Origin of the sequence: Citrobacter sp. Cpo045 (genome assembly GCF_030332875.1) — a bacterium.
GTDB classification, from domain to species: domain Bacteria; phylum Pseudomonadota; class Gammaproteobacteria; order Enterobacterales; family Enterobacteriaceae; genus Citrobacter; species Citrobacter portucalensis.
Genome location: NZ_JAOWGZ010000104.1, coordinates 73302 through 98659, shown reverse-complemented (window position 1 = coordinate 98659; position 25358 = coordinate 73302). Strand labels below are relative to the sequence as shown.

At 54.3% G+C, this 25358-nt stretch carries 17 protein-coding genes and 3 tRNA genes; 14 read left to right on the top strand and 6 right to left on the bottom strand.

What is annotated here, in order from left to right; translation table 11 throughout:
- The 11 genes from ptsP to recD all read left to right on the top strand — a co-directional run bounded on the left by ptsP (position 1) and on the right by recD (position 17847).
- Positions 1-2247, top strand: coding sequence for a phosphoenolpyruvate--protein phosphotransferase (ptsP, locus tag OGY13_RS20885; RefSeq protein ID WP_003825604.1), 2247 nt, complete (start codon positions 1-3; stop codon positions 2245-2247).
- Positions 2248-2437: 190 nt separating this feature from the next.
- Positions 2438-3313: a prolipoprotein diacylglyceryl transferase gene (lgt, locus tag OGY13_RS20880; protein ID WP_003825606.1), complete on the top strand. Its 876-nt coding sequence runs from the start codon at positions 2438-2440 to the stop codon at positions 3311-3313.
- A gap of 6 nt (positions 3314-3319) precedes the next feature.
- Entirely contained in the window at positions 3320-4114 is a 795-nt protein-coding gene (gene thyA, locus OGY13_RS20875) for a thymidylate synthase (protein WP_003033990.1), read from the top strand.
- Positions 4115-4297: 183 nt separating this feature from the next.
- Complete coding sequence (locus OGY13_RS20870; RefSeq protein WP_213752984.1) at positions 4298-4768, top strand: prepilin peptidase-dependent protein; 471 nt, start codon at positions 4298-4300, stop codon at positions 4766-4768.
- On the top strand, positions 4759-5322 hold the full coding sequence (locus OGY13_RS20865) for a prepilin peptidase-dependent protein (protein WP_008785710.1): 564 nt from the start codon (positions 4759-4761) through the stop codon (positions 5320-5322). The genes OGY13_RS20870 and OGY13_RS20865 overlap by 10 nt, the downstream gene beginning before the upstream one ends.
- Positions 5319-5726, top strand: a complete 408-nt coding sequence (locus tag OGY13_RS20860) for a DUF2509 family protein (RefSeq protein WP_213752983.1) — start codon at positions 5319-5321, stop codon at positions 5724-5726. Before OGY13_RS20865 ends, OGY13_RS20860 begins: the two co-directional genes overlap by 4 nt.
- Complete coding sequence (locus tag OGY13_RS20855) at positions 5711-6034, top strand: prepilin-type N-terminal cleavage/methylation domain-containing protein (RefSeq protein ID WP_008785708.1); 324 nt, start codon at positions 5711-5713, stop codon at positions 6032-6034. Before OGY13_RS20860 ends, OGY13_RS20855 begins: the two co-directional genes overlap by 16 nt.
- Before the next feature lie 12 nt (positions 6035-6046).
- Positions 6047-9415 carry an exodeoxyribonuclease V subunit gamma gene (gene recC / locus OGY13_RS20850; RefSeq protein ID WP_213752982.1) on the top strand — a complete coding sequence of 1123 codons (3369 nt, stop codon included), beginning with the start codon at positions 6047-6049 and terminating at the stop codon, positions 9413-9415.
- Positions 9416-9594: 179 nt separating this feature from the next.
- Positions 9595-12483, top strand: a complete 2889-nt coding sequence (gene ptrA / locus OGY13_RS20845; RefSeq protein ID WP_198801788.1) for a pitrilysin — start codon at positions 9595-9597, stop codon at positions 12481-12483.
- Complete coding sequence (gene recB, locus OGY13_RS20840; protein ID WP_213752981.1) at positions 12476-16021, top strand: exodeoxyribonuclease V subunit beta; 3546 nt, start codon at positions 12476-12478, stop codon at positions 16019-16021. Before ptrA ends, recB begins: the two co-directional genes overlap by 8 nt.
- Positions 16018-17847, top strand: coding sequence for an exodeoxyribonuclease V subunit alpha (recD, locus tag OGY13_RS20835; RefSeq protein ID WP_103284769.1), 1830 nt, complete (start codon positions 16018-16020; stop codon positions 17845-17847). Before recB ends, recD begins: the two co-directional genes overlap by 4 nt.
- Positions 17848-17944: 97 nt before the next feature.
- Here recD and argA read toward each other — a convergent pair whose 3' ends face one another.
- On the bottom strand, positions 17945-19276 hold the full coding sequence (gene argA, locus OGY13_RS20830; RefSeq protein WP_003034012.1) for an amino-acid N-acetyltransferase: 1332 nt from the start codon (positions 19274-19276) through the stop codon (positions 17945-17947).
- A gap of 235 nt (positions 19277-19511) precedes the next feature.
- On the opposite strand from argA, the gene amiC reads away from it, so the two are divergent.
- Positions 19512-20765 (top strand): N-acetylmuramoyl-L-alanine amidase AmiC, encoded by a 1254-nt coding sequence (gene amiC, locus OGY13_RS20825; protein WP_048215635.1) that lies wholly within the window; start codon positions 19512-19514, stop codon positions 20763-20765.
- A gap of 74 nt (positions 20766-20839) precedes the next feature.
- On the opposite strand, the gene OGY13_RS20820 is transcribed toward amiC, so the two are convergent.
- The 3 genes from OGY13_RS20820 to OGY13_RS20810 form a co-directional block, all read right to left on the bottom strand.
- A tRNA-Met gene (locus OGY13_RS20820) sits at positions 20840-20916 on the bottom strand.
- Positions 20917-20949: 33 nt separating this feature from the next.
- A tRNA-Met gene (locus OGY13_RS20815) sits at positions 20950-21026 on the bottom strand.
- A 152-nt stretch (positions 21027-21178) separates the two neighbouring features.
- Positions 21179-21255 (bottom strand) — tRNA-Met (locus tag OGY13_RS20810).
- A gap of 205 nt (positions 21256-21460) precedes the next feature.
- Between OGY13_RS20810 and mltA the strand changes: the two genes are divergently transcribed.
- Both mltA and tcdA read left to right on the top strand, forming a co-directional pair.
- Positions 21461-22558 carry a murein transglycosylase A gene (mltA, locus tag OGY13_RS20805; protein WP_103284770.1) on the top strand — a complete coding sequence of 366 codons (1098 nt, stop codon included), beginning with the start codon at positions 21461-21463 and terminating at the stop codon, positions 22556-22558.
- A 108-nt stretch (positions 22559-22666) separates the two neighbouring features.
- Positions 22667-23473 (top strand): tRNA cyclic N6-threonylcarbamoyladenosine(37) synthase TcdA, encoded by an 807-nt coding sequence (gene tcdA / locus OGY13_RS20800; RefSeq protein WP_003825630.1) that lies wholly within the window; start codon positions 22667-22669, stop codon positions 23471-23473.
- 77 nt (positions 23474-23550) lie between these two features.
- Here the strand turns inward: tcdA and csdE are convergent, their stop codons facing one another.
- The gene (gene csdE / locus OGY13_RS20795) at positions 23551-23997 is read right to left on the bottom strand and encodes a cysteine desulfurase sulfur acceptor subunit CsdE (protein WP_057067295.1); all 447 of its coding nucleotides are present in this window, start codon (positions 23995-23997) and stop codon (positions 23551-23553) included.
- Positions 23997-25202: a cysteine desulfurase CsdA gene (csdA, locus tag OGY13_RS20790; protein WP_204191821.1), complete on the bottom strand. Its 1206-nt coding sequence runs from the start codon at positions 25200-25202 to the stop codon at positions 23997-23999. The genes csdE and csdA overlap by 1 nt, the downstream gene beginning before the upstream one ends.
- Positions 25203-25358: the final 156 nt, after the last annotated feature.

The window sequence follows — 25358 nt, the reverse complement described above, 5'->3', positions numbered from 1 at the left end:
ATGCTCACCCGCCTGCGCGAAATAGTCGAAAAGGTGGCCAGTGCTCCGCGTCTGAACGAAGCGCTGAATATACTGGTTACCGACATCTGTCTTGCGATGGATACAGAGGTCTGCTCGGTCTATCTGGCCGATCACGATCGACGTTGTTATTACCTCATGGCGACCCGGGGACTAAAAAAACCACGTGGTCGCACTGTCGCACTCGCGTTTGATGAAGGTATCGTTGGCCTGGTTGGCAGGCTGGCGGAACCTATCAACCTCGCCGATGCGCAAAAACATCCCAGCTTTAAATACATTCCTTCGGTAAAAGAAGAGCGTTTTCGTGCATTCTTAGGCGTACCGATCATTCAGCGTCGCCAGCTTTTAGGTGTGCTGGTGGTGCAGCAGCGTGAACTGCGTCAGTACGATGAAAGTGAAGAGTCTTTCCTCGTCACGCTCGCCACGCAAATGGCGGCCATACTTTCGCAGTCGCAGCTAAACGCGCTGTTCGGCCAGTACCGTCAAACGCGCATCCGTGCGCTGCCTGCCGCTCCCGGTGTGGCAATAGCCGAAGGTTGGCAGGATGCGACGCTGCCGTTGATGGAACAGGTCTACCAGGCTTCAACGCTGGATCCTGTGCTTGAACGCGAGCGACTGACCGGTGCGCTGGAAGAGGCGGCGAACGAATTCCGCCGCTACAGCAAGCGTTTTACCGCTGGGGCGCAGAAAGAAACGGCGGCGATCTTTGATCTTTACTCGCACTTGCTTTCCGATACCCGTCTGCGCCGCGAGCTGTTTGCGGAAGTGGATAACGGTTCGGTGGCCGAGTGGGCGGTTAAAACGATCATTGAAAAGTTTGCCGAACAGTTCGCCGCGCTGAGCGATAACTACCTCAAAGAGCGGGCCGGAGATTTACGCGCGCTGGGCCAGCGCCTGCTGTTCCACCTTGATGACTCTATCCAGGGGCCGAATGCCTGGCCGGAACGCTTTGTGCTGGTGGCGGATGAACTTTCAGCAACCACGCTGGCGGAGCTTCCTCAGGACCGGTTAGTTGGCGTGGTTGTCCGGGACGGCGCAGCCAACTCTCATGCGGCAATTATGGTGCGTGCGCTGGGTATCCCTACCGTCATGGGGGCCGATATCCAGCCGTCGGTGCTGCATCGCCGTACGCTGGTGGTGGACGGTTATCGCGGTGAACTGCTGGTCGATCCGGAACCGGTATTGATCCAGGAATACCAGCGTCTTATCAGTGAAGAAATTGAGCTGAGCCGCCTGGCAGAAGACGACGTCAACCAGCCAGCACAGCTGAAAAGCGGCGAGCGCGTGAAGGTGATGCTCAATGCGGGCCTCAGCCCGGAACATGAAGAAAAGCTGGGTAGCCGAATCGACGGCATTGGCCTCTATCGCACCGAAATCCCGTTCATGCTGCAAAGCGGATTTCCTTCGGAAGAAGAACAGGTTGCGCAGTATCAGGGTATGCTGCAAATGTTTAACGACAAGCCGGTGACCCTGCGTACGCTGGATGTCGGCGCCGATAAACAGCTGCCCTACATGCCGATCAGTGAAGAGAACCCGTGCCTTGGCTGGCGAGGGATCCGCATAACGCTCGATCAGCCGGAGATCTTTTTGATCCAGGTTCGCGCTATGCTGCGTGCGAATGCGGCAACCGGAAACCTGAGCATTTTGCTGCCGATGGTAACCAGCATCGATGAAGTGGACGAAGCGCGACGTTTGATTGAACGCGCCGGACGCGAAGTGGAGGAGATGATCGGTTACGAGATCCCGAAACCGCGCATTGGCATCATGCTGGAAGTTCCGTCGATGGTGTTCATGCTGCCGCATCTGACAAACCGGATAGACTTTATCTCGGTCGGAACCAACGACCTTACCCAGTACATACTGGCCGTCGATCGTAACAACACACGGGTAGCCAGCATTTATGACAGCCTGCATCCGGGGATGTTGCGTGCGCTGGCGATGATTGCGCAGGAAGCCGAAAGAAGCGGTATCGATTTGCGCCTGTGTGGTGAAATGGCGGGCGACCCGATGTGCGTGGCTATTCTGATCGGTCTCGGTTTCCGTCATTTGTCGATGAACGGTCGTTCTGTCGCTCGCGTAAAATATCTGCTGCGTCATATCGATTTTGATGAGGCGCAAACGCTGGCGCAGCGCAGCCTGGAGGCACAGATGGCAACAGAAGTACGCCATCAGGTAGCGGCCTTCATGGAGCGTCGTGGCATGGGGGGCTTGATTCGCGGGGGATTGTAGGTCTGACAAGCGTAGCGCTATCAGGTATTACGGGGGATAGAGATTACCTATACAGATCTTTTACATCTTCCCGGCATCCGCTTCTAACCCCTTGTGCTATCATTCGCACCTTTGGAGCGCCTGCATTATGCAGGCGCGCTTATCAATTGCTGTCTGACTTCAGCGAAATAACAAGAACTTGTGGTGACAGATGACCAGTAGCTATCTGCATTTTCCGGATTTCGATCCGGTCATTTTCTCAATCGGACCCGTCGCGCTTCACTGGTACGGCTTAATGTATTTGGTGGGGTTTATTTTCGCGATGTGGCTGGCGACGCGCCGCGCGAATCGTCCGGGCAGTGGCTGGACCAAAAATGAAGTAGAAAACTTACTGTATGCGGGCTTCCTCGGGGTTTTCCTCGGTGGGCGTATTGGTTACGTGCTGTTCTATAACTTCCCGTTATTCCTCGATAATCCCCTGTATCTGTTCCGCGTCTGGGACGGCGGTATGTCCTTCCACGGTGGACTTATCGGTGTGATCCTGGTGATGATTATCTTCGCCAAACGCACTAAGCGTTCGTTCTTCCAGGTTTCTGATTTCATTGCCCCGCTGATTCCCTTTGGCCTTGGTGCAGGGCGTCTGGGCAACTTTATCAACGGTGAGCTGTGGGGACGCGTTGACCCGAACTTCAAGTACGCCATGCTGTTCCCGGGCTCCCGTACCGAAGATATTTTACTGCTGCAAACTAACCCGCAATGGCAGTCTATTTTTGATACCTACGGCTCGCTGCCACGCCACGCCTCACAGCTTTATGAGATGGCGTTGGAAGGCGTTGTGCTGTTTATCATTCTGAACTTGTACATTCGCAAACCGCGCCCGATGGGCTCGGTATCCGGTCTGTTCCTGATTGGTTATGGCGCGTTTCGTATTATTGTTGAATTCTTCCGCCAGCCGGATGCGCAGTTTACCGGCACCTGGGTACAGTACATCAGCATGGGGCAGATCCTCTCTATCCCGATGATTGTCGCAGGCATTATTATGATGGTTTGGGCGTACCGCCGCAGCCCACAGCAACACGTTTCCTGAGGAACCATGAAACAGTATTTAGAACTGATGCAAAAAGTGCTGGATGAAGGCACACAGAAAAACGACCGTACCGGAACCGGAACGCTTTCCATTTTTGGTCATCAGATGCGTTTTAATCTGCAGGAAGGGTTCCCGCTGGTTACGACTAAACGCTGCCATTTACGCTCGATCATTCATGAGCTGCTGTGGTTCTTGCAGGGCGATACTAACGTTGCCTACCTGCATGAAAACAACGTCTCAATCTGGGACGAATGGGCGGATGAAAACGGTAATTTAGGCCCGGTTTATGGCAAACAATGGCGCGCGTGGCCTACGCCAGATGGTCGCCATATCGACCAGATCACCACCGTGCTAAACCAGCTGAAAAATGATCCGGACTCTCGCCGCATCATCGTTTCAGCATGGAACGTCGGTGAGCTGGATAAAATGGCGCTGGCACCGTGCCATGCGTTCTTCCAGTTCTACGTGGCGGATGGCAAGCTCTCCTGCCAGCTGTATCAGCGTTCGTGCGATGTGTTCCTCGGCCTGCCGTTTAACATTGCCAGCTACGCTTTGCTGGTACACATGATGGCGCAGCAGTGCGATCTGGAAGTGGGTGATTTTGTCTGGACCGGCGGCGACACGCACCTGTACAGCAACCATATGGATCAAACGCATCTGCAGCTTAGCCGTGAACCGCGCGCGCTGCCGAAACTGGTTATCAAACGTAAGCCTGAATCAATCTTTGACTATCGCTTCGAAGACTTCGAAATTGAAGGCTACGATCCGCACCCGGGTATTAAAGCACCGGTAGCTATCTAACCTGTTTCATGCTGTCACAACCGACGCCCATGTGCGTCGGTTTTTTTTGTCTCAAATCGCGTTCTTCGGCGAGGATTCCTGAAATATTGCAACGGCCTGTAACGCGCTAAATATTCCCCATAGCTCGCCGTAGAAACCGAATTTCCCGCTCGTTATTCATTTTCCTCACGCCATACTGGCGACATGAAAAAACAACAAGGTTACACGCTTCTCGAAACCCTGATTGCGATGCTGATTGTCGCGGCGCTTGGTGCATCTGGGCTGTATGGTTGGCAGCGCTGGCAGCAGCAACAGCGGCTGTGGCAGACCGCCTGCCAGGTGCGGGACTACCTGCTGCAACTGCGTGAAGATGCTAACTGGCGTAACCGCGATCACGTGATAAGCGTGATTCGGGATGGCACATCATGGTGTTTTGTCAGCTCTGCGGCTTCGCAAACCACGTGTCGACCCGCTTCGTCTTTGGTTTTTACACCGCTCTGGGACGACGTCGAAATGGCAGAGATAACACCTTCACTGGCCTTTTTTGGACTGCGCAATACGGCATGGGCCGGACATATACGCCTGAAAAATGCGAGTGGGGAATGGCGCGTGGTGGTGTCTGGCTGGGGGCGAATCAGGCTTTGCGAGCGCGATGAGGCCAGATTATTTCAGTAAATGAACGGGGATTTTCACTGCTGGAGATGCTCATTGCCATGGCGATTAGCAGTATTTTATTGCTTAGCTCAGCACGATTTTTACCGGCGCTACAGCGAGAGATTCTGCGTAACACACGCCAGTTAGTACTGGAAGATGAAATATGGCAGCGGGTCTACACCGTGGCGAAGCATCTTCAGCGGGCGGGGTATTGCCGGGGAAACTGTGTCGGAGAGGGACTGGTGATATCGGCTAAGGGAGACTGTGTTATTGCCCGCTGGGATGCCAACAGCAATGGCGTTTGGGAAAACAGTCCCGTGAAAGAGGCTGATTCTATTGGGTTTCGTTTACAGGACAAGGTGTTGGAAACCGTGCGTGGAGCCACCGGCTGCACTGGCAAAGGATGGGAGAAAATGACCGATCCGGCCACGATGCAGATTGAGGCATTCCAGGTTGAAAGGCTGAATTTCAGCGGATATTCCCCGCTTCTTACGCTGCGTTTGCGTGGAGTGAGCAATGACCAACCACAAAAAGTTGTTGAAGCGGTCTACAGCGTTACGGGATTCAACCTGTGAACCGTGAGCGAGGCGTATCTTCTCTGGCAATGGTCCTGTTGCTGCTGGTGCTCGGTAGTCTGCTGCTGCAAGGCGTTAGCAGACAGGAGGCCAGTTTTGCTGCGCGTGTGGTCACACAAAGTCAGGCGCTGCAGCGTCAGGCGGTAGTGCAATCCGCGATGGAATGGGGGCGTATGCAGCCCTGGCGCTTACAACCCCCTGTACAGTGTCGGCGCGTTCCCACGCAGGATGCCGCGGTTTGCCTGCGCCTGCTTACCAATAATTTTGTTCTGCTTATTGCCCACTATGAAGGGATATCGTTATGGCGTCAGGGGGCGGTTATTGATGGCAACATAGAATTTTCGGCGCGTGGCTGGAGCGATTTTTGTCCGCTAAAGGAGCAGACGTTATGCCAGATCCCCTGAACAGACAGCGTGGCTTTAGTCTGCCGGAAGTGATGCTGGCAATGGTACTGATGATCATGATTGTGACCGCGTTGTCAGGATACCAGCGGGTACTAATGAACAGCTTTATCATCAGAAACCAATATCAGCAACTCTGGCGCCACGCCTGGCAGCAAACCCAGCTGTACCCGTTTTCATCGCCTGTGAACTGGCAGGTTAACCGAATGCAGACAACGAGAGCGGGATGTGTCAGCATCAACGTTATAATTTCTTCACCCCTCGGCAGGCAGGGTCAGATGACGCGTCTGCATTGCCCGAATCGTCAGTAGTCAGGAGTCGCTATGTTAAGGGTCTACCACTCCAACCGTCTGGATGTGCTGGAAGCGTTAATGGAATTTATCGTTGAGCGCGAGCGGCTGGACGATCCCTTTGAACCTGAGATGATCCTGGTTCAAAGTACCGGTATGGCGCAGTGGCTACAAATGACTCTTGCACAGAAGTTTAGTATTGCCGCCAATATCGATTTTCCGCTGCCCGCGAGTTTTATCTGGGATATGTTTGTGCGCGTGCTGCCGGATATCCCGAAAGAGAGTGCGTTCAGCAAACAGAGTATGAGCTGGAAGTTGATGACGCTGTTGCCACAATTGCTGGATAGCGATGACTTCGCATTGCTACGCCACTATCTGACGGACGATACTGATAAACGTAAGCTTTTTCAGCTTTCCTCGCGCGCGGCTGACCTTTTCGACCAGTATTTGGTCTACCGCCCTGATTGGTTGACCCAGTGGGAATCGGGGCGACTGGTTGAGGGGCTCGGCGAGTCTCAGGCCTGGCAGGCGCCGTTGTGGAAAGCGCTGGTGGAATACACCGCGGAATTGGGCCAGCCGCGCTGGCATCGTGCCAATTTATACCAACGATTTATTCAGACCCTGGAAAATGCGTCTGAATGTCCGCAGGGGCTGCCTTCTCGCGTCTTTATTTGCGGAATTTCGGCGCTACCGCCGGTTTACCTGCAGGCCTTGCAGGCGTTGGGTAAGCACATTGATATTCATCTGCTATTTACCAACCCTTGTCGCTACTATTGGGGCGACATTAAAGATCCTGCCTGGCTGGCGAAGCTGATGGCTCGTCAGCGTCGGCACAGCTTTGAAGAACGGCATCTGCCGCTGTTTCGTGATAACCAGAAAGCCGAAGGATTATTTAACAGCGATGGCGAACAGGATGTGGGCAACCCGATGCTGGCCTCGTGGGGCAAGCTGGGGCGTGATTACATTTATTTGCTTTCGGAGCTGGAAAACAGTCAGGAACTGGATGCGTTTGTCGATATTACGCCTGACAACCTTTTGCATAATATTCAATCGGATATTCTGGAACTTGAAAGTCATGCCGTGGCGGGCGTTACGCTGGAAGAATATTCCCGTAGCGACAATAAACGCCGGCTTGAGCTGAACGACACCAGCGTGACTTTTCATGTCTGCCATAGCCCACAGCGCGAGGTGGAAATTCTTCATGACCGGCTGTTGGCCATGCTGGAAGCGGACCCAACGCTGACGCCGCGCGATATTATTGTGATGGTGGCGGACATCGACAGCTACAGCCCATTCATTCAGTCGGTCTTTGGTAGCGCGCCAGCCGAGCGTTACTTACCTTATGCAATATCTGACCGTCGGGCACGCCAGTCTCATCCCGTCTTACAGGCCTTTATCAGCCTGCTGTCGCTGCCGGATAGCCGTTTTGTCTCAGAGGATGTCCTGGCGTTACTGGATGTTCCCGTGCTGGCGGCGCGTTTCAACATTGATGAAGAAGGGTTGCGCTATCTTCGCTTATGGGTCAATGAATCCGGGATTCGTTGGGGAATTGACGACGATAACGTGCGTGAACTGGAACTTCCGCCGACAGGTCAGCATACATGGCAATTTGGTTTAACGCGTATGCTGCTCGGCTACGCGATGGAAAGCTCGCAGGGCGAGTGGCAATCGGTATTGCCTTACGATGAGTCCAGCGGCCTGATTGCCGAGCTGGTAGGGCATCTGGCCTCGTTGCTGATGCAGCTTAATCTCTGGCGTAGAGGGTTAGCGCAGGAACGTCCGCTGGAAGAGTGGCTACCCGTTTGTCGGGAAATGCTTAATGATTTCTTCCTACCGGACGCGGACACCGAAGCGGCAATGACGCTGATTGAACAGCAGTGGCAGGCCATTATTACCGAAGGTTTAGGGGCCGAGTACGGCGATGCTATACCGCTCTCTCTGTTGCGTGATGAGCTAGCCCTGCGCCTTGACCAGGAACGCATCAGCCAACGCTTCCTGGCGGGGCCCGTTAACATTTGTACGCTGATGCCGATGCGCTCCATTCCGTTCAAAGTGGTGTGCCTGCTGGGTATGAACGATGGGGTTTATCCGCGTCAACTTGCGCCGCTGGGCTTTGATTTAATGAGCCAAAAACCGATGCGGGGCGATCGCAGTCGTCGCGATGATGACCGCTATCTGTTCCTCGAAGCATTAATTTCGGCACAGCAGACGCTCTACATCAGCTACATTGGCCGCTCTATTCAGGATAACAGCGAGCGCTTCCCGTCGGTGCTGGTACAAGAACTGATGGACTACATCGGGCAAAGCCACTATCTGCCGGGCGATGAATCGTTGACCTGCGATCAAAGCGAGGCAAGGGTAAAAGCGCATATAACCCGTTTGCATACCCGTATGCCCTTTGATGCACAAAACTATTTGCCGGGCGAACAGCAAAGCTATGCCCGGGAATGGCTGCCTGCGGCGAGTCTGTCAGGAAAAGCGCACACGGATTTTGTGCAGCCTCTGCCCTTTGAAATGCCAGAAACGCTAACGCTGGAAACGCTGCAGCGATTTTGGGCACATCCGGTACGCGCCTTTTTCCAGATGCGTTTAAGGGTCAACTTCCGCTCTGAAGAGAGTGAGATCCCGGATACGGAACCTTTCACTCTTGAAGGGTTGACCCGCTACCAGCTTAATCAGCAATTGCTTAATACGCTGGTTGAAGAGAACGATGCTGAACGACTGTTCCGCCGTTTTCGTGCGGCGGGCGCGCTACCCTATGGGCCGTTTGGCGAAATTCTGTGGGATACGCAGCGTCAGGAAATGCAGTCGCTGGCTGAACGCATTATCGCCTGTCGTCAGCCCTGTCAGAGCATGGAAATCGATCTTAACTGTCACGGCGTGCAAATCACCGGCTGGCTGCCGCAGGTGCAAGAAGACGGTTTGTTGCGCTGGCGCCCATCTTTGATAAGCATTGCGCAGGGTGTGCAACTTTGGCTGGAACATCTTGTCTATTGTGCCAGTGGCGGTAGGGGAGAGAGCCGATTGTTCCTGCGTAAAGACGGAGAATGGCGTTTTCCGCCGCTGGATGCAGAACAGGCGTTGCTGTACCTGTCGCAACTCATTGAGGGGTATCGGGAAGGCATGTCGTCACCATTGCTGGTATTACCCGAAAGCGGTGGTGCATGGATAAAAACCTGTTATGACGCCGCAAATGATGCCATGTTAGATGACGATGCAACGTTGCAAAAAGCGCGTAGTAAGTTTCTGCAAGCCTATGAAGGCAACATGATGGTACGTGGCGAAGGTGATGATATCTGGTATCAGCGTCTTTGGCGTCAACTGGATGCTGATACGCTGGAGGCTATTGTTTTACAGTCTCAGCGCTACCTGTTACCGATTTTTCGCTTTAATCAGTCATGATGATTGTATAAAAATTGCGCAATTCGATGGCTTCCACTATGATGCGCATTCTGTCACGGACTGATTCTTACAAAGAGAAGATGCTGGCTCGTTCAGCACATAGTCTTGCCCTGTTCAGATCATGTATTTATGCGTGGTTTGTAGTGAACAGGTGAATTCGTTAATGATGAGGTTTGTGAATGCCCCGCAGCACCTGGTTCAGCGCATTACTGTTGTTCGTCGCCCTTTGGGTTCCCGTAAGTCAGGCAGATACCGGTTGGCAGCCTTTAGCTGAAACCATCCGTAAAAGCGATAAAGACACCCGTCAGTATCAGGCTGTGCGCCTTGATAACGGCATGGTTGTGCTGCTGGTATCCGATCCTCAGGCCGTGAAATCCCTTTCTGCACTGGTAGTCCCCGTGGGCTCGCTGGAAGATCCGGACGATCATCAGGGGCTGGCGCACTATCTCGAACACATGTGTCTGATGGGCTCGAAAAAATACCCACAGCCGGACAGCCTGGCTGAATTCCTGAAAATGCACGGCGGTAGCCACAATGCCAGCACTGCGCCTTATCGTACGGCCTTCTATCTTGAAGTCGAAAACGACGCGCTGGTGGGGGCGGTGGATCGCCTGGCGGATGCTATTGCCGATCCATTGCTGGATAAAAAATATGCCGACCGCGAGCGTAACGCGGTTAACTCCGAGCTGACACTGGCGCGTACCCGAGACGGGATGCGTATGGCGCAGGTGAGCGCTGAGACGATCAACCCGGCGCACCCAGGTTCGCGTTTCTCTGGCGGGAATCTTGAGACATTAAGCGATAAACCGGGCAACCCGGTGCTGCAAGCATTACAAAAATTTCATGAAAAGTACTACTCTGCGAACCTGATGAAGGCGGTGATTTATAGCAATAAACCGCTGCCAGAGCTGGCGCGGATAGCGGCTGACACCTTTGGGCGCGTACCGAACAGGAATATCGCAAAGCCTGAGATTAGCGTCCCGGTCGTCACTGATGCGCAAAAGGGCATCATCATCCACTATGTTCCGGCAATGCCGCGTAAAGTGCTGCGCGTCGAGTTTCGTATCGATAACAACAGCGCGCAGTTCCGCAGTAAAACCGATGAACTGGTGACCTACCTGATTGGCAATCGTAGCCCGGGCACGTTGTCTGACTGGCTGCAAAAGCAGGGCCTGGTTGAAGGTATTCGCGCAGACTCCGATCCGGTAGTCAACGGGAACAGCGGCGTATTAGCCATTTCCGCGACGTTAACCGACAAGGGGCTGGCGAACCGCGATGAAGTTGTCGCAGCAATCTTTAGCTACCTCAATTTGTTACGCGAGAAAGGTGTCGATAAACGCTATTTTGACGAGCTGGCGCACGTGCTGGATCTCGATTTCCGTTATCCCTCCATCACCCGTGATATGGACTATGTGGAATGGCTGGCTGATACCATGATCCGCGTTCCTGTCGAGCATACGCTGGATGCGGTGAATATTGCTGATCAGTACGATGCGAAAGCCGTTGAGCAACGTCTGGCAATGATGACGCCGCAGAATGCGCGTATCTGGTATATCAGCGCGAAAGAGCCACATAATAAAACCGCTTATTTTGTCGATGCGCCTTACCAGGTGGATAAAATCAGCGACAAAACCTTTGCCGACTGGCAGCAAAAAGCGCAGGGCATTGCGCTGTCGTTACCGGAGTTGAACCCCTACATTCCGGATGATTTCACGCTGATTAAGACGGATAAAAAATATGCTCACCCAGAGCTGATTGTTGATGAGCCGGATTTACGCGTGGTGTATGCCCCGAGCCAGTATTTTGCCAGCGAGCCGAAGGCTGACGTCAGCGTGATCCTGCGTAACCCGAAAGCCATGGACAGCGCCCGCAACCAGGTCTTATTCGCCCTGAACGATTACCTGGCAGGGATTGCGCTCGATCAGTTAAGTAACCAGGCATCGGTAGGTGGAATTGGTTTCTCTACCAACGCTAACAATGGGTTGATGCTTAACGCCAACGGCTACACCCAACGTTTGCCGCAGCTTTTTCAGGCGCTGCTGAGCGGCTATTTCAGCTATACCTCAACGGACGAACAGCTGGAACAGGCGAAATCCTGGTATGCCCAGATGATGGATTCCGCAGAAAAGGGTAAAGCTTACGATCAGGCTATTATGCCGGTGCAGATGCTTTCTCAGGTGCCGTACTTCTCCCGCGACGAGCGCCGTAAGCTGCTGCCTTCCATCACCCTGAAAGAGGTGATGACCTACCGCGACGCTTTAAAAACCGGTGCGCGACCTGAATTCCTGGTCATTGGCAATATGAGCGAAGCTCAGACAACGAGCATGGCGCGGGATATCCAAAAACAGCTTGGTGCGAACGGGTCACAGTGGTGTCGCAACAAAGATGTGGTTGTGGACAAGAAGCAGTCCGTCATCTTTGAAAAAGCAGGCAGCAGCACGGATTCAGCGCTGGCGGCGGTATTTGTGCCAACCGGATACGATGAATACGCCAGTTCAGCCTACAGCGCTATGTTAGGTCAGATTGTTCAGCCGTGGTTCTACAATCAGCTGCGTACTGAAGAACAGTTAGGCTACGCCGTATTTGCTTTCCCGATGAGTGTTGGCCGTCAGTGGGGAATGGGGTTCCTGCTGCAAAGCAGTGATAAGCAGCCGTCTTACCTCTGGGAGCGTTATAAAGCGTTCTTCCCGACGGCGGAAGCGAAGCTGCGGGCGATGAAACCTGAAGAGTTCGCGCAAATTCAGCAGGCGATTATTGCGCAAATGCTGCAGGCGCCGCAAACGCTGGGGGCAGAAGCCTCACAGTTAAGCAAAGATTTTGATCGCGGCAATATGCGCTTCGATTCACGTGATAAAATAGTGGCTCAGATTAAACTGCTGACGCCGCAAAAACTTGCCGACTTCTTCCATCAGGCGGTGGTTGAGCCGCAAGGCATGGCGATATTGTCACAGGTTTCCGGCAGTCAGAATGGGAAAGCAGAATATGTGCACCCGGAAGGCTGGAAAGTGTGGCAGACCGTCAGCGCGTTGCAGCAAACCTTACCCCTGATGAGTGATAAGAATGAATGATGCCGCTGAGTCCCTTGATCCACTGCGCTTGCCCCTGACGGGCGAGCGCCTGATTGAAGCCTCTGCGGGCACCGGTAAAACCTTTACCATCGCCGCCCTCTATTTACGTTTACTGCTTGGACTGGGCGGCTCTGCCGCCTTTCCTCGTCCTCTGACCGTCGAAGAACTGCTGGTGGTCACCTTCACCGAGGCGGCTACCGAAGAGTTGCGCGGTCGAATTCGTAGCAATATTCATGAACTGCGAATTGCCTGCCTGCGTGAAACCACCGACAACCCGCTATATGCCCGTTTGTTAGATGAAATTGCCGATAAAAAACAGGCCGCGCAGTGGCTGCTATTGGCTGAAAGACAGATGGATGAAGCGGCGGTGTTTACCATCCACGGCTTTTGTCAGCGTATGCTCAGTCTCAATGCCTTTGAGTCAGGCATGCTGTTCGAACAGCAACTGATAGAAGATGAATCGCTGCTGCGCTATCAGGCCTGCGCGGACTTCTGGCGTCGGCACTGCTACCCGCTGCCCCGCGACATTGCGCAGGTGGTTTTTGAAACGTGGAAAGGACCGCAAGCGCTGCTGAGAGATATCGATCGCTATCTGCAGGGGGAAGCGCCGGTTATCAAGGCGCCACCGTCTGATGACGAAACGCTGGCCTCCCGGCATGAACAAATTCTCGCGCGCATTAACCAGATCAAGCAGCAATGGCGTGATTCTGTTGATGAGCTGGATGGCCTGATGGAAGCCTCCGGAATTGACCGGCGTAAATTTAATCGCGGTAATCAGGGCAAGTGGATCGAAAAGATCAGCGCGTGGGCGCAGGAAGAAACACAAAGTTACCAGCTTCCTGACGCGCTGGAGAAATTCTCACAGCGTTTTCTGGAAGAGCGAACCAAAGCGGGCGGGATAACCCCTCAGCATCCGCTGTTTGTCGCTATTGATGAACTGCTTAGCGAACCGTTAACTCTCCGCGATCTGGTGATCACCCGGGCGCTGGCGGAGATCCGCTCGGCAGTTGCCGAGGAAAAACGTCGCCGCGGCGAGCTGGGTTTTGACGATATGCTCAGCCGTCTGGATGCGGCGTTGCGCAGTGAAAGCGGCGATGCGCTGGCGACGGCTATTCGTACTCGTTTCCCGGTCGCCATGATCGATGAATTCCAGGATACCGATCCGCAGCAGTACCGTATTTTTCGTCGGATCTGGCAGCATCAGCCGGATACCGCACTGCTGCTAATTGGTGATCCGAAACAGGCAATTTACGCGTTTCGCGGCGCGGATATCTTCACCTATATGAAGGCGCGCAGCGAAGTCAGCGCACACTATACGCTTGATACCAACTGGCGTTCGGCCCCCGGCATGGTCAATAGCGTGAATACGCTTTTCAGCCAGATGGACGACGCCTTTATGTTCCGCGAAATCCCTTTCAGCCCGGTAAAATCCGCAGAAAAAAACCAGGCGTTACGGTTTGTTTTGCACGGCGAAACGCAGCCAGCTATGAGTATGTGGCTGATGGAAGGAGAAAGTTGCGGCGTAGGCGATTATCAGAGCTACATGGCCCAGGTGTGCGCCACACAAATTCGCGACTGGCTTAAAGCCGGGCATTCTGGCGCAGCGCAACTGGTCAGTGGCAAAGCATCCAGCCCGGTACGCGCGTCAGATATCAGCGTACTGGTGCGTAGCCGCCAGGAAGCGGCGCTGGTCCGTGATGCGCTGACGCAACTGGCCATTCCCTCTGTCTACCTCTCCAACCGTGACAGCGTATTTGAAACACTGGAAGCGCAGGAGTTGCTATGGGTGCTGCAGGCGGTGATGACGCCGGAACGTGAGAACACGTTGCGTAGCGCGCTGGCGACCTCAATGATGGGGCTGAATGCGCAGGATATTGAAGCGTTAAATACCGACGAGAATGCCTGGGATGCGGTGGTCGAAGAATTCGACGGCTATCGTCAGATCTGGCATAAACGCGGCGTGATGCCGATGCTACGTGCGCTGATGACGGCTCGACAGATTGCAGAGAACCTGCTGGCGACGGCGGGAGGCGAACGTCGACTGACCGACATTTTACATATCAGCGAACTGTTGCAGGAAGCGGGCTCGCAGCTGGAAAGCGAGCATGCGCTGGTGCGCTGGTTGTCCCAGCATATTCTTGAACCCGACAGCAACGCGTCCAGCCAGCAGCTCAGGCTGGAAAGCGACAAGCATCTGGTCAAAATCGTCACCATCCATAAATCGAAAGGGCTGGAGTATCCGCTGGTCTGGCTGCCGTTTATCACCAATTTCCGCGTTCAGGATCAGGCTTTCTACCACGATCGTAGCTCTTTTGAAGCCGTGCTGGATCTCAGCGATGCTGAGGAGAGCGTTGAGCTAGCCGAAGCAGAGCGTCTGGCGGAAGATCTGCGTTTGCTGTATGTCGCGCTAACCCGTTCGGTATGGCATTGCAGCCTTGGCGTTGCGCCGTTGGTACGACGTCGGAGCGATAAAAAAGGGGATACCGATGTGCATCAGAGCGCCCTTGGTCGCCTGTTGCAAAAAGGTGAGCCGATGGATGCCGTGGGTCTGCGTAGCGCGATTGAAGCGCTTTGTAGCAACGATATTGCTTGCCAGACTCCCGCGCAGCCTGACGGTGAACCCTGGCAGGTTGCGCAGGCTGTTAGCAGCGAACTGAGTGCGAAAATACTGCAGCGTAAGCCCGGTGATAGCTGGCGCGTGACCAGTTATTCCGGTTTGCAACAGCGTGGACAGGGTATCGCGCAGGATCTGATCCCAAGACTGGATATCGATGCCGCAGGCGTCGGTGAGGTTATTGAAGAACTAGGACTCACACCGCACCAGTTCCCGCGTGGCGCTTCGCCGGGTACGTTCTTGCATAGCCTGTTTGAAAATCTCGATTTTACGCAACCGGTGGATCCGCATTGGGTCGAGGAGCAACTGGCGTTGGGCGGTTATGACGCGCACTGGACGCCGGTTTTGACCGAATGGCTGGACGCCATTTTGCAGGCGCCTCTCAACGAGACGGGCGTGAGTTTGAGCCAGCTATCCGCGCGTGAAAAACAGGTGGAGATGGAGTTTTATCTGCCGATTTCGCAGCCATTGATGGCCAACCAGCTTGATGCGTTAATTCGCCAATACGATCCGCTCTCGGCGGGGTGCCCTGCGTTGGACTTTATGCAGGTTCGCGGCATGCTGAAAGGTTTTATTGACCTGGTATTTCGCCACCAGGGGCGTTATTACCTGCTCGATTACAAATCGAACTGGCTGGGTGAAGACAGCTCCGCCTATACGCAGCAGGCAATGGCCTCTGCCATGCAGGCGCATCGCTACGACCTTCAATACCAACTTTATACCCTCGCGCTGCATCGCTACTTACGCCATCGCATTGCTGATTACGATTATGAACGCCATTTTGGCGGCGTTATCTATCTCTTCCTGCGCGGCGTTGACAGTGAAAATCCGCAGCAGGGAATTTACGCGACCCGACCTGACGGAGAGTTGATTGCATTGATGGACGAGATGTTTGCCGGTGCGGTGCAGGAGACGATGTTATGACAATCCAGAAACGATTTCTGGAGGCTGTTGAGCAAAAACAGCTCCGGCCTCTGGATGCTCAGTTCGCGCTGGCGGTTGCCGGAAGTGACAACCCTGCCGTTGCGCTGGCTGCGGCGTTGCTCAGTCGTGAAGCGGGAGAAGGGCACGTCTGCTTACCGCTTTCACGGTTATCTCTGAGCGAGGACGCGCATCCTCTGTTAAGCGCCTGGCTCGCTGAAACGGGCGAACCAGAAGACTGGGCGGAATGTCTGCTGGCTTCCAGTGCGGTAAGCCGTGGCGAGCAACCCACGCCGCTGGTGCTGTACGGCGATCGCTTGTATCTGAACCGGATGTGGCACAACGAACGTACGGTAGCTCGCTTTTTCAGTGAAGTGAACCACGCTATTGAAGTGGATGAACAACGGCTGACCCACACGCTGGCGGCGCTGTTTCCGCCATCGGAGGGGGTTAACTGGCAAAAAGTAGCCGCTGCTGTTGCGCTCACCCGCCGGATATCGGTGATCTCAGGCGGACCGGGGACGGGAAAAACGACAACGGTCGCAAGGCTGCTGGCGGCGTTGATTCAAATGGCCGACGGTGAGCGCTGTCGTATTCGACTGGCGGCGCCAACGGGAAAAGCGGCTGCGCGCCTGACCGCCTCACTAGGCGCGGCGTTACGAGAACTACCGCTAACCGATGAGCAAAAGAAACGCATCCCCGATGACGCCAGTACGCTGCATCGATTATTAGGCGCTCAGCCTGGCAGTCAGCGCCTGCGTCATCATGCGGGAAACCCGCTGCATTTGGATGTGCTGGTGGTGGATGAAGCCTCGATGATTGATTTACCGATGATGTCGCGCCTTATCGATGCGCTGCCGCCGCACGGACGGGTGATTTTTCTGGGCGATCGCGACCAGCTCGCTTCCGTCGAAGCGGGGGCCGTGCTGGGGGATATCTGTGCTTTCGTCGGTGACGGGTTTACCCCGGAACGCGCCCGCCAGCTCAGTCGCCTGACCGGGAGCGCTATTCCTGCCGGTTCGGGAATTCAGGCAGCAGCGTTGCGCGACAGTCTGTGCCTGCTGCAAAAGAGCTACCGTTTCGGCAGCGATTCCGGAATCGGTCAGTTGGCCGCGGCGATTAATCGCGGCGACAAAACTGCGATAAAAACGGTGTTCCAGCAGGGATTTAGCGACATCGAAAAACGCACGCTACACAGCAGCGAGGATTATGCCGCGATGCTGGATGAGGCGCTGGCGGGATATGGGCACTACCTGGATTTGTTGCACGAGGGTGCGGAGCCGGGGGCTGTCATTCAGGCCTTCAATGAGTATCAACTGCTATGCGCCCTGCGGGAAGGTCCGTTTGGCGTTAGTGGTTTGAATGAACGCATTGAGCAGGTGATGGCGCAAAAACGTAAAATTCATCGTTCGACGCATAGCCGCTGGTATGAGGGAAGGCCGGTGATGATCGCGCGCAATGACAGTTCGCTGGGATTATTTAACGGTGATATCGGCATTGCCCTTGACCGTGGACAGGGCCTGAGGGTGTGGTTTGCGTTGCCGGATGGTTCTATCAAATCGGTGCAGCCCAGCCGCTTGCCTGAACATGAAACCACCTGGGCGATGACGGTGCACAAATCGCAGGGATCTGAGTTTGACCACGCGGCGTTGATTTTACCCAGCCAGCATTCACCCGTGGTTACCCGCGAGCTGGTCTATACCGCCGTTACCCGCGCGCGCCGCCGCCTGTCGCTGTATGCCGATGAGCGGATATTGAGCCGCGCCATTGCTACCCGCACTGAACGCCGCAGCGGACTGTCAGCATTATTTAATGACGGCATGATGTAGATGTAGGCCGGATAAGCGTCAGCGACATCCGGCCTAAAAAAGATGTGCCAGCGATGTAGGCCGAATAAGGCAGTTATGCCGCATCCGGCAACCACTCCTATGCCAAATCCGCCATCAGCACTTTTGACCGCCGCTGATAGTTGTACATCTCTTTCTTGCTTTCCGGCAGCAGGTCGATATCCACCGGCGTGAAGCCGCGTTCCTGGAACCAGTGGATGCTGCGTGTGGTTAACACAAACAGCTTGCTCAACCCCATTTGCCGGGCCTGCGCGGCGATTCGTTCCAGCAACACTTCCCCGCGTGACGAGCTACGGTAGTCCGGATGCACTGCTACACACGCCATTTCGCCAATTCTCTCTTCCGGGAAAGGGTACAGAGCGGCACAGGCGATGGTCAGGTTATCACGCTGAATAATGGTGAATTTGTCGATCTCCATTTCCAACTGCTCGCGCGAGCGGCGCACCAGAATACCTTGCTGCTCCAGCGGGCGGATAAGCTCCAGAATCCCGCCGATATCGTTAATGGTAGCGCGACGGATCTGCTCGGCACTTTCCATTACGATCTGCGTACCGATCCCGTCGCGGGAGAACAGTTCCTGCAGCAATGCACCATCTTCCTGATAACTGATCAGATGGCAACGGCGTACGCCACTGCGACAGGCCTTCACTGCCCCACGCAGGAAGCGCACCGTGCCGGAGCTGTAATCGCCTTTCTCTTCCTGCAACTCAACACGAGCCTGAGCTTCGTTAGGAAACAGCTCGGAAATAATATCGCCGTCATCGTTGGTGACACCCTGAGAGGAGCAAAAGCCGATCATTTTCTCGGCCTTCAGTTTGATAGCCAACTGCGTGGCGACCTCCTCTGACGTCAGGTTAAAGCTCTCACCGGTGACAGAAACGGCAACCGGGCCCATCAGCACAATTGCGCCGCTGTCTAACTGGCGGTGAATGGCATCTTCATCAATACGACGAATACGCCCGCTATGGCAGTAATCTACGCCGTCATCAACGCCCAGCGGCTGAGAGATAATAAAATTACCGCTAACCACATTGATGTGAGCACCCTGCAATGGCGTATTATTCAGGCTCATCGACAGGCGGGCGGTAATATCAAGCTGAAGTAATCCCGCAGCCTGCTTGACCAGCTCCAGCGTTTTAGCGTCGGTAACGCGCGTATTTTTGTGGTACACCGGCTCATGATGATGCGCCGCAAGATTGGCATCAATCTGCGGTCGTGCGCCATAGACCACGACCAGGCGGATGCCGAGGCTATGAAGAAGACCAATGTCATTGACGATACTGGAAAAGTTTTCATGCTCGATGGCTTCGCCGCCCAGCATAATGACAAACGTTTTTCCCCGATGGGTATTGATATAGGGAACAGAATGGCGGAATCCCTGTACCAGTTCGGTTCTACGCTCCTTCACCACGGCACACCCTCATTGCATGATTATTCGTAATTTGTGTATTTTTATTCTGTTTTTGCGCTGTGCGCAAGCGTAATTTTTACCCATGCCGAAGATTTTTCTCAGTAATGCCGTGAATATAAAAAGAATGTTTACCCTTTTATAGATGACAGATTATGCGTCATTCGCTAAAGTTTCCGGTCAATTCGGACGTTTTACGTATTACCTCTAAAAAAGATTTCTTTTGCTCGGGAGAAGCATGTCGGGATCCAATTCAGCAATCAGTCGCCGCCGTTTATTGAAAGGTGCGGGTGCTATGTGGCTTTTGAGCGTCAGCCAGGTGGGTCTGGCGGCCGTGAGTCAGGTCGTTGCCGTACGTATCTGGCCTGCGTCCAGCTACACTCGCGTCACGGTAGAATCTAACCGTCTGCTGAAATACAAACAGTTTGCCCTGAGTAATCCTGAGCGTGTGGTTGTGGATATTGAAGACGTTAATTTGAACTCGGTGCTCAAGGGTATTGGTACGCAGATTCGTCCTGACGATCCGTATATTAAGTCGGCGCGCGTTGGCCAGTTTGATCCAAAGACCGTGCGGATGGTGTTCGAGCTGAAACAGAATGTGAAGCCGCAACTTTTTGCGCTGGCTCCGGTGGCAGGCTTTAAAGAACGTCTGGTGATGGATCTCTATCCCGCGAATGCCCAGGACGTTCAGGATCCGCTGCTGGCATTGCTGGAAGATTACAACAAGGGCGATCTGGATAAACAGGTGCCACCTGCACAAAGTGGCCCGCAGCCGGGTAAAGCGGGGCGCGATCGTCCCATTGTCATTATGCTGGATCCAGGCCACGGCGGAGAAGACTCCGGTGCGGTGGGGAAATACAAGACGCGTGAAAAGGATGTGGTGCTGCAGATTGCCCGCCGCCTGCGAGCCCTCATAGAGAAAGAGGGCAACATGAAGGTCTTTATGACACGAAATGAAGATATCTTCATTCCGCTTAAAGTCCGCGTGGCGAAAGCGCAGAAGCAGCGTGCTGACCTGTTTGTCTCTATTCACGCCGATGCCTTTACCAGTCGACAACCCAGCGGTTCGTCGGTGTTTGCGCTCTCGACCAAAGGTGCGACAAGTACCGCCGCGAAATATCTGGCGCAGACCCAGAACGCCTCGGATCTCATTGGTGGCGTCAGTAAGAGCGGTGACCGCTATGTCGACCACACCATGTTCGACATGGTGCAGTCGCTGACCATCGCCGACAGTCTGAAGTTTGGTAAAGCGGTATTGAGTAAGCTTGGCAAAATCAACAATCTGCACAAGAACCAGGTTGAACAGGCCGGGTTTGCGGTACTAAAAGCGCCGGATATCCCGTCTATTCTGGTCGAAACGGCATTTATCAGTAACGTTGAGGAAGAGCGCAAACTCAAAACGGCGACCTTCCAGCAGGAAGTTGCAGAGTCTATTCTGGCAGGGATTAAAGCCTACTTCGCCGATGGGGCGACGCTGGCGAGAAGGGGATAACAAAAAAGCGCTGAAAAGCGCTTTTTTTATGGGCGGCAGAAACAAAAAAACACCCGTTAAGGTGTTTAATGTGTTGGTTGCGGGGGCCGGATTTGAACCGACGACCTTCGGGTTATGAGCCCGACGAGCTACCAGGCTGCTCCACCCCGCGTCACCGTACTGCTTATATTTTATCAAATTTGATTGGTTGCGGGGGCCAGATTTGAACTGACGACCTTCGGGTTATGAGCCCGACGAGCTACCAGGCTGCTCCACCCCGCGTCCGTCTTTTTGCTTCGTATTTCAAACTACATCAGCGTTGGCTTTCCTCGTTCACCTCAGTCACTTACTGGAGTAAGCTCCTAAGGATTCACTGCGTCGCCGCCTTGCTGTGATTCGAACTACTTTGCAAAAATCTTACATCAAATTTTAATTGGTTGCGGGGGCCAGATTTGAACTGACGACCTTCGGGTTATGAGCCCGACGAGCTACCAGGCTGCTCCACCCCGCGTCCGTGGATGCGCACTATACTCTGCTCGCATTTTCATGCAACCCTTTTTTCACCTTGATCACGTTTTTAGGGTGAAAATGAACAAAAACAACGCATTCTGGATTATTTTTTGCTCAAAATTTGCGTTCGGGTATGTATACGCATTTCATTAGGTTCGGGGGTTTGTTATCTTCGTCTCGCATTCAGGCAACATAAGACGAGAACAATGAAAGGACGTTGGGCAAAATATCTTCTGGCGGGAGCTGTAGTCGCGATGCTCGCCGCGTGTTCCTCAAAACCCACCGATCGTGGGCAGCAGTATAAAGACGGGAAATTTACCCAGCCTTTCTCACTGGTGAACCAGCCTGATGCGGTTGGCGCGCCAATCAATGCCGGTGATTTCGCCGAGCAGGTTAATCAAATTCGCAGCGCTTCGCCACGTTTGTACGGCAACCAGAGCGACGTCTACAACGCTATCCAGCAATGGTTACGTGCGGGCGGTGATACGCGCAGTATGCGCCAGTTTGGTATTGATGCCTGGCAAATGGAAGGGGCGGACAACTACGGTAACGTCCAGTTTACCGGTTACTACACACCGGTTATCCAGGCGCGCCATACGCGCCAGGGCGAGTTTCAGTATCCTATCTATCGCATGCCGCCAAAACGTGGGCGCTTACCCTCTCGTGCCGAGATCTACGCGGGCGCGCTAAGCGACAATTATATTCTGGCATACAGCAACTCCCTGATGGATAACTTCATTATGGATGTTCAGGGCAGTGGTTACATCGATTTTGGCGATGGCAGCCCGCTCAACTTCTTTAGCTATGCCGGGAAAAACGGCCACGCCTATCGCAGTATCGGTAAAGTGCTTATCGACCGTGGCGAAGTGAAAAAAGAAGATATGTCGATGCAGGCTATTCGCCACTGGGGTGAAACGCACAGCGAAGCCGAAGTGCGTGAGCTGCTGGAGCAGAACCCATCGTTTGTCTTCTTTAAACCGCAATCTTTTGCTCCGGTGAAAGGGGCCAGCGCGGTGCCGCTGATTGGCCGCGCGTCCGTAGCTTCTGACCGTAGTATCATTCCTGCGGGCACAACGTTACTGGCGGAAGTCCCGTTACTGGACAATAACGGCAAGTTTACCGGCCAGTACGAACTGCGCCTGATGGTGGCGTTAGATGTGGGTGGGGCTATTAAAGGGCAACACTTCGACATCTATCAGGGTATTGGCGCTGACGCCGGACACCGTGCCGGGTGGTATAATCACTACGGTCGCGTATGGGTACTAAAAACAGCGCCGGGTACGGGTAATGTGTTCAGCGGTTAATGGCGGGATGGCACTTCGCTTATCAAGCCTACATTATTGAGTAGGCCTGATAAGGCGTAGCCGACATCAGGCAGTCAGACTGCTCGGTATTAATGAATTTGAGGTTCTATGTCTGTGGTTATTAGCGATGCCTGGCGCCAACGTTTTGGCGGTACGGCACGTCTGTATGGCGAAAATGCGTTGCAGCTGTTTGCCCAATCACACGTTTGCGTTGTTGGGATTGGTGGAGTAGGGTCATGGGCGGCGGAAGCGCTGGCGCGAACCGGTATTGGCGCTATCACACTCATCGATATGGATGATGTGTGCGTCACCAATACAAACCGCCAGATCCATGCGCTGCGTGATAACGTCGGTCTGGCAAAAGCTGAAGTGATGGCGGAGCGTATCCGACAGATTAACCCGGAGTGCCGGGTGAACGTGGTCGATGATTTTGTTACGCCAGATAACGTTGCTGAATATATGAATGCGGGATTTTCGTACGTCATCGATGCGATTGATAGCGTGCGCCCAAAAGCGGCACTGATCGCGTACTGTCGGCGTAACAAAATTCCGCTGGTGACCACCGGTGGTGCGGGCGGACAGATCGATCCTACGCAGATTCAGGTCGTTGATTTGGCAAAAACCATCCAGGATCCGCTGGCGGCCAAGCTACGTGAGCGGCTGAAAAGCGATTTTGGCGTGGTGAAAAACAGCAAAGGCAAGCTGGGCGTGGACTGCGTGTTCTCGACCGAAGCGCTGGTTTACCCGCAGGCGGATGGCTCGGTATGTGCGATGAAAGCGACGGCGGAAGGGCCGAAGCGTATGGATTGCGCGTCCGGGTTTGGCGCGGCCACCATGGTGACAGCCACATTTGGCTTTGTTGCTGTCTCCCATGCGCTGAAGAAGATGATGGCGAAGGCCGCGCGTCAGGCCTGATTGTGTCAGATGTCGCTACGCTTATCCGACCTACGGTTCGTGCAGTGTTGTAGGCCGGATAAGACGTATCAGCGTCGTCATCCGGCTTTCTGGGCCGCCTCGAGAATCGCCTCGTTCAGAGCATGTAGTCCCTGGCTACGCGAGGCGCTGAGCTGAGCGCGTAAACCCAGTTCGTCAAATAACGCCATCGGCGCACGCGCCAGTAATTCGGCTGCCGTTTTACCTTCGACCGCGGTGAGTAATACCGCCAACAGCCCGCGTACTATTCGACCTTCGCTGTCGCCGAAGAAATGCAGAGTGCCATTCTCATGAAGAGTATGCCCCAGCCAGACGCGGTTTTCGCAGCCCGCAATTTCTTTGGCCTGCGCCTTTAGCGCATCCGGGAGCGCCGGCAACTGCTTACCCAGCAGAATCAGCTGGCGATATTTATCTTCCCACTGAGTAAGCGGGATAAAGGTATTGCGTAACGTCTCTTCGGTTACGGTTGTGCCAAACGGGTGTCCGGCGAACTGAGGGCTTGTCATTAATCCACCAATATTTCCAGCGCGCGGTCGACGGCTGCGACCAACGCATCCACATCGCTTTGGGTATTATAAGGGGCAAATGAGGCGCGTAGTGTTCCGGATACGCCAAGTTCCGCCAGCAGCGGTTGTGCGCAGTGTTGCCCCGCGCGCAGCGCAATGCCATATTCGGCCAATAGAGTGACCATATCGCTGTGATGAACACCCGCGAAATCAAAGGCTAACAGACTGGAGTCCTGGCAGCGGAAGGAACGAAAGCCAGGGCGTTTCGCCAGGGCATCTTCTGCCAGCGTCGCCAGACCCCGGCTCCAGTTTTCGGCCTGCGCAACGTCGACGTCCGCCAGCCATTCGAGCGCCGCGCTTAGCCCGATAACGCCTGCAACGTTAGGCGTACCGGCTTCCAGCTTCCATGGTGCGGGCTGAGTGGTGAAACCGTCAAAACTGACTTCGCTAATCATCTTACCGCCCCCAAGCCAGGGAGACATGGCTTCCAGCAGTTCCGGCTTACCGTACAGCACGCCAATACCGGTGGGGCCATATAGCTTGTGGCCTGAAAACGCATAGAAATCAATATCCAACTGCTGTACATCGGCAGGGTAATGCACAATCCCTTGGGCACCATCAACCATCACCACCATGCCAGCCGCATGGGCGAGCGTAATTGCGCGGGTCAGATCCGGGCAGCCACCGGTGACGTTCGACATTTGCCCGAGCGCCAGAATGCGGCTGCGCGGGGTAATGAGCTGCGTGAGGCGCTCAACGTCTGGCAATAAATGGGGGGTGAGTGGGAGTTTGACAACCTTAGCCCCCGTTTGCTCCGCGACCATCAGCCAGGGAACGAGGTTGGCGTGATGTTCCGCTGCGCTAACGATAATCTCATCACCCGGTTGAAGGCGTGGACGCGCATAGCTTTGGGCAACCATGTTGATCGCTTCCGTTGTGCCGCGGGTCCAGACGATGGTTTTGTCATCCGACGCATTAATCAGGTGTGCGACTTTTTCCCGCGCGGCTTCATAGCGTGCGGTCAGACGCTGGGCTTCAGCAAACTGGCTGCGATGGACGTTCCCGGCACTCAGGCTATAAAACTGATGGGTAGCTTCAATGACCGCCTGTGGCTTCAGCGCCGTAGCAGCACTGTCGAGATAGACGCCAGCATCGTTGAGTGCGGGAAATTGTGCGCGAAACTGCGCGGGGTTAAAAGCGTTCATGGTATTCCTCAGTTCAGTAAACCGATCGTGGCGCAAAAAGGGCATTGATACAAGGGTTGTGCTAACCATCGGAATACTCTGGATATCCTGGCAAAGCCCGTTCAGTGTCTTATGCTAAATAGCGTTAGGCGAACAATTTTGCCTGTTACGGAGTAT